Source organism: Cellulomonas citrea (assembly GCF_009829685.1).
GTDB classification, from domain to species: domain Bacteria; phylum Actinomycetota; class Actinomycetes; order Actinomycetales; family Cellulomonadaceae; genus Cellulomonas; species Cellulomonas citrea.
The window spans coordinates 1-4,857 of record NZ_VWSD01000186.1; the positions used below are offsets into that span (position 1 = coordinate 1).

The following is a 4,857-nucleotide window of genomic DNA, read 5'->3' on the forward strand; positions in this document are numbered from 1 at the left end:
GTCGCCGGGCTGCTCGCCGACCTGGGCGCCGATGCCGCGGCCCGCGAGCAGACCCGCGACCAGGTGCTCCGGCCGGTCGCCGATGCGCTGCACGCCCTGCTCGTACGGGCCGTGCGGCGCGGTGACCTCGCCGACGACACCCCGGTCGAGGCCCTCGTCGCGGCCCTCGGCGGGGCCGTCTTCCTGCGGGCTGTCGTCCTGGACGTCCCGGCCCGGCCGCAGGACGCCGAGGACCTGGTCCGGCTGCTGCTGCACGGCGCCGCCCGCGCCGACCCCCGATGAAGGAGGAAACCATGACCCCCACCCGCTACGTCCGCCGCTGGCCGCTGTGGACCGCCGCCGCGCTCGGCGCGCTCACCGCGGCCGTGCACGGTCTGGTCGGCACCGGCGACACGCTCGGTCCGCTGCTGGCCGACGGCGCGCTCGACCCGGTGGTGCGCCAGACGTTCGCCGCGATCTGGCACGTCGTCACCGTGCTGCTCGTGCTGCTGCCGGTCGCGGTGGTCTGGGCGGGTGTCGTCGGCCCCGCACGTGGCCGGGCCGTGCTGGCCGGGGTGTGGGCCGTCAGCCTCGCGTTCACGCTCGTCTTCCTCGCGGTCGACGTGGCCGCGTTCGGCCCGGCGGTCCTCACGCTGCCGCAGTGGGTCCTGTTCGCCCCTGCGCTCGTGCTCCTCCCGTGGGCGGCCGCACCGAGCGCCCGGACCGCACCGGCGCCGGTCCCCGCGGCGGACGTGCGCTGAGCACCGCCCCGCGGACCGTACGAGACCGGACGGTCAGCGACCGAGCACCAGGCTCATCGCCTCGGCCCGGGTCGCCACGTCGCGCATGGCACCCCGCACGGCCGAGGTGACCGTGCGCGCCCCGGGGGTGCGCACCCCGCGCATCGCCATGCACAGGTGGTCGCACTCGACGACGACGAGCACCCCCCGCGGGTCCAGGTGCTCGACGAGCGCATCGGCCACCTGCGTCGTCAGCCGCTCCTGCACCTGCGGCCGACGGGCGTAGACGTCCACCAGCCGCGCCAGCTTGGACAACCCGGTGATCCGGCCGTCCGCACCCGGGATGTAGCCGACGTGCGCGACGCCGTGGAACGGCAGCAGGTGGTGCTCGCACATCGAGTACACCGGGATGTCCTTGACCAGCACCATCTCCTGGTGGCCCAGGTCGAACGTGGTCGCCAGCACCTGGGCCGGGTCCTGACGCAGCCCGGCGAAGATCTCGGCGTACGAGCGGGCCACCCGGTCCGGGGTGTCGCGCAGCCCCTCGCGGTCCGGGTCCTCGCCCAGGGCCGTGAGCAGCTGACGGACGGCGGCCCGGACCCCGTCGGCGTCGTACGGCCCGACGACCCCGGCGGGGGCCGACAGCGGCCCGATCACGGACCGGCCGGACCCCTCGGGGTCGTCGTGCGGGGCCATGCGGGTCAGCCGGCCGCGGGGCCGGTGACGTCCGTCGTCGAGCCGGGGTCCACCGACGGCGGCACCTCGGCCGAGGGCACCGGCGGGTGCTCCTCGTGCGCCGCGGCGGCCTCGTCCTGCGCGACGACCGTCTCGCCGTTCAGCTTGGCGATCTCACCAGGGGTCTGCACGGGCGGACGGTCCGAGACCGCACGCTCCTCGCTGGACAGCCACACCTGGCGCGGCGGCCGCTTGGTCACCGGCTCGAAGATCGTCGCGAGCTGCTCGGCGTTGAGGGTCTCCTTCTCCAGGAGCTCCAGCACGAGCGCGTCGAGCACGTCGCGGTACTCGACGAGCACCTCCCACGCCTCGTCGTGCGCATGCTCCATGAGCGCGCGCACCTCGGCGTCGATGCGCCCGGCGATCTCCTCGGAGTAGTCCCGCTGGTGGCCGACGTCGCGCCCGAGGAACATCTCGGAGGACTCCTGCCCCAGCCGCACGGCACCGAGCGTGGCGCTCATGCCGAACTGGGTGACCATGCGGCGGGCCGTCTCGGTGGCCTTCTCGATGTCGTTCGAGGCGCCCGTGGTCGGGTCGTGGAACACGAGCTCCTCGGCCACCCGGCCGCCCATGGAGTACGCGAGCTGGTCGAGCAGCTCGTTGCGCGTGGTGGAGTACTTGTCCTCGGTGGGCATCACCATCGTGTAGCCCAGCGCACGACCGCGCGGCAGGATCGTCACCTTGGTCACCGGGTCGGTGTACCGCAGCGCCGCCGCCACCAGGGCGTGACCGCCCTCGTGGTACGCGGTGATCTTCTGCTCCTTGATGTTCATCACGCGGGTGCGCTTCTGCGGCCCGGCGACGACGCGGTCGATGGCCTCGTCGAGCGCCTTGTCGTCGATGATCGTGCCGTTCTGGCGGGCCGTGAGCAGCGCCGCCTCGTTGAGCACGTTCGCCAGGTCAGCACCGGTGAAGCCCGGTGTGCGGCGGGCCACGGCCACGAGGTCCACCCCGGGCGCCATCGGCTTGCCCTTGGCGTGCACCGCGAGGATCTGCTGGCGGCCCTTGAGGTCCGGGGGCTCGACGGCCACCTGGCGGTCGAACCGGCCCGGGCGCAGCAGCGCCGGGTCGAGGATGTCCGGCCGGTTGGTCGCGGCGATGAGGATGACGTTCGTCTTGACGTCGAACCCGTCCATCTCGACGAGCATCTGGTTGAGCGTCTGCTCGCGCTCGTCGTGCCCGCCGCCCAGCCCGGCGCCGCGGTGCCGGCCGACGGCGTCGATCTCGTCGACGAAGATGATCGCGGGCGCGTGCTGCTTGGCCTGGTCGAACAGGTCGCGCACGCGGCTGGCGCCCACCCCGACGAACATCTCGACGAAGTCCGAGCCGGAGATCGAGTAGAACGGCACCCCGGCCTCACCGGCCACCGCACGCGCCAGCAGGGTCTTGCCGGTCCCGGGCGGGCCGTACAGCAGCACGCCCTTGGGGATCTTGGCGCCCACGGCCTGGAATTTGCCCGGCTCGGACAGGAACTCCTTGATCTCGGCGAGCTCGTCGAGGGCCTCGTCCACCCCGGCTACGTCGGCGAACGTGACCTGCGGGTTCTCCTTGTTCGCCAGCTTGGCCCGGGACTTGCCGAAGCTCATCACCCGGTTCCCGCCGCCCTGCATGTTCATCATGAGGAACCAGAAGATCCCCAGGATGATGACGAACGGGATGAGCAGCTGCAGGATCGAGGCCCACCACGACGTGGTCTGGACCTCGGCGGTCCACCCGTTGGCGATGGTCGCGTCGGAGATGTCCTTGGCGATCGACGGGCCCTGCGCCGAGACGTAGAAGAACTGGACCTGCTTGCCGTAGTTCTTGTCGCCCTTGGTGAAGTCGTCGGTGAGCGTGAGGTCGACCCGTTGGATCGGGTCGATGATCTTCGCCTGGTCGACCTTCCCGGTCGCCAGCAGCGCGATGCCGTCGGACGTGTCGATGCGCTGGACCGACGGGCTGCGCAGCGTGCTCGCGGCCACCCAGAGCAGCAGGACGGCGACCGCGATCCAGATCGCGGGACCACGGACAAGGCTCTTGAGGTTCATGGGCGATCGGGGCCGGGCCCCTCATCCTCCGGTCGCGGGATGGTCGGAGCCTCGAAGTTACACGCTCGAACCAGGCAACCCGTCGTGGGTCCGCCCCTGTTCGCCGAGGGCACACCGACCCTCAGGTTGTCCTCAGGAGGCGTAGACGTGCGGGGCGAGCGTCCCGACGAACGGCAGGTTGCGGTACTTCTCGGCGTAGTCCAGGCCGTAGCCGACGACGAACTCGTTCGGGATGTCGAAGCCGACGTAGCGCACGTCCACCTCGACCTTGGCCGCCTCGGGCTTGCGCAGCATGGTCGCGATCTCCACCGTGGCCGGGCCGCGCGAGCGCAGGTTGGCCACCAGCCAGGACAGCGTCAGACCGGAGTCGATGATGTCCTCGACGATGAGCACGTGCCGCCCGGACAGGTCCGCGTCCAGGTCCTTGAGGATCCGCACCACGCCCGAGCTCTTGGTGCCCGAGCCGTACGACGAGACCGCCATCCAGTCCATCTGCACCGGCGCGTGCAGCCGGCGGGCCAGGTCGGCCATCACCATGACCGCGCCCTTGAGGACGCCGACGAGCAGCAGGTCCTTGCCCGCGTAGTCCGCGTCGATCTGCGCCGCGATCTCGTCCAGCCGCGCGTGCAGCTCGTCCTCGCTGAGCAGCACACCCGCGAGGTCGTCGCCCATGTCCGCTGGCTCCACCGTGTCTCCCAGGTCGATCATGTGCCCCCCGGCCCCGGCCGGGCCACCAGAAGCCTGCCACACGAGCGGGCGACCCGAAGACCTCCCGGCAGATCCACCGGCCCCTGCCCGTGCCAGTCGACGCACAGCGCGTCGAGGGCCGCGACGTGCTCGTGCGACAACGACCCACCACTCGCCCCTGCCCGCAGCGCGAGGGTGTGCAGGGCCGCACGTCGCACCCCGGCAGGGGCTCCGACCAGCACCGACACGTCCCAGCCCGGGTCGGCTCCGTCGTCGGTCCGGGCCCGGTCCAGCAGCTCGGCGGCGAGCGGTTCGATCACCTGCGCGGCCGCCCGCAGCTGGTCACCCGTGCGGACCAGCGCCGGGGCCACGCCCGGTCCCAGCACCTGCTCGAGCAGCGGCATCACCTGGGTGCGCACGGCGCTGCGCAGCCCGGGTCCGGTCGCGTTCGTCGGGTCGTGCCAGACCGCCAGCCCCTGCGCGGCGCACGCCGCCTCGGTCTGGGCCCGGCGCAGGCCCAGGAACGGGCGCACCAGCAGCCCACGGACGGCCGGCATCCCCGCCAGCGAGCGCAGCCCCGAGCCGCGGGCCAGACCCAGCAGCACCTGCTCGGCCTGGTCGTCCAGGGTGTGCCCGAGCAGCACGGCGACCGCCCCGGTGCGCTCGGCCGCGGCGCGCAGCGCCTCGTG

The 4,857-nt window shown here is 72.6% G+C and carries 6 protein-coding genes; 2 read left to right on the top strand and 4 right to left on the bottom strand.

Annotation, left to right across the window (positions count from 1 at the left end; all coding sequences use genetic code 11):
• Together F2B26_RS14480 and F2B26_RS14485 are read left to right on the top strand one after the other, a co-directional pair.
• Positions 1-282, top strand: a 282-nt coding sequence (locus tag F2B26_RS14480) for a TetR/AcrR family transcriptional regulator C-terminal ligand-binding domain-containing protein (protein ID WP_201292758.1), incomplete at its 5' end; no start/stop codon positions are given.
• A gap of 11 nt (positions 283-293) precedes the next feature.
• Complete coding sequence (locus tag F2B26_RS14485) at positions 294-740, top strand: hypothetical protein (RefSeq protein WP_159810563.1); 447 nt, start codon at positions 294-296, stop codon at positions 738-740.
• Between the two features lie 33 nt (positions 741-773).
• Here F2B26_RS14485 and folE read toward each other — a convergent pair whose 3' ends face one another.
• From folE to F2B26_RS14505, 4 genes are all read right to left on the bottom strand, one after another.
• Complete coding sequence (gene folE / locus F2B26_RS14490; RefSeq protein ID WP_159810565.1) at positions 774-1,415, bottom strand: GTP cyclohydrolase I FolE; 642 nt, start codon at positions 1,413-1,415, stop codon at positions 774-776.
• Positions 1,416-1,420: 5 nt separating this feature from the next.
• Complete coding sequence (gene ftsH / locus F2B26_RS14495) at positions 1,421-3,481, bottom strand: ATP-dependent zinc metalloprotease FtsH (protein ID WP_159810567.1); 2,061 nt, start codon at positions 3,479-3,481, stop codon at positions 1,421-1,423.
• Positions 3,482-3,613: 132 nt separating this feature from the next.
• Positions 3,614-4,153: a hypoxanthine phosphoribosyltransferase gene (gene hpt / locus F2B26_RS14500; protein ID WP_438939206.1), complete on the bottom strand. Its 540-nt coding sequence runs from the start codon at positions 4,151-4,153 to the stop codon at positions 3,614-3,616.
• Positions 4,154-4,185: 32 nt separating this feature from the next.
• A partial coding sequence (locus F2B26_RS14505; RefSeq protein ID WP_201292759.1) for a tRNA lysidine(34) synthetase occupies positions 4,186-4,857 on the bottom strand: 672 nt, incomplete at its 5' end.

Excerpts from the sequence above, each read along its gene's own strand:
- hpt (WP_438939206.1), bottom strand. The coding sequence starts at position 4,153 with ATGGGCGACGACCTCGCGGGTGTGCTGCTCAGCGAGGACGAGCTGCAC.
- folE (WP_159810565.1), bottom strand. The coding sequence starts at position 1,415 with ATGGCCCCGCACGACGACCCCGAGGGGTCCGGCCGGTCCGTGATCGGG.
- F2B26_RS14485 (WP_159810563.1), top strand. The coding sequence starts at position 294 with ATGACCCCCACCCGCTACGTCCGCCGCTGGCCGCTGTGGACCGCCGCC.
- ftsH (WP_159810567.1), bottom strand. The coding sequence starts at position 3,481 with ATGAACCTCAAGAGCCTTGTCCGTGGTCCCGCGATCTGGATCGCGGTC.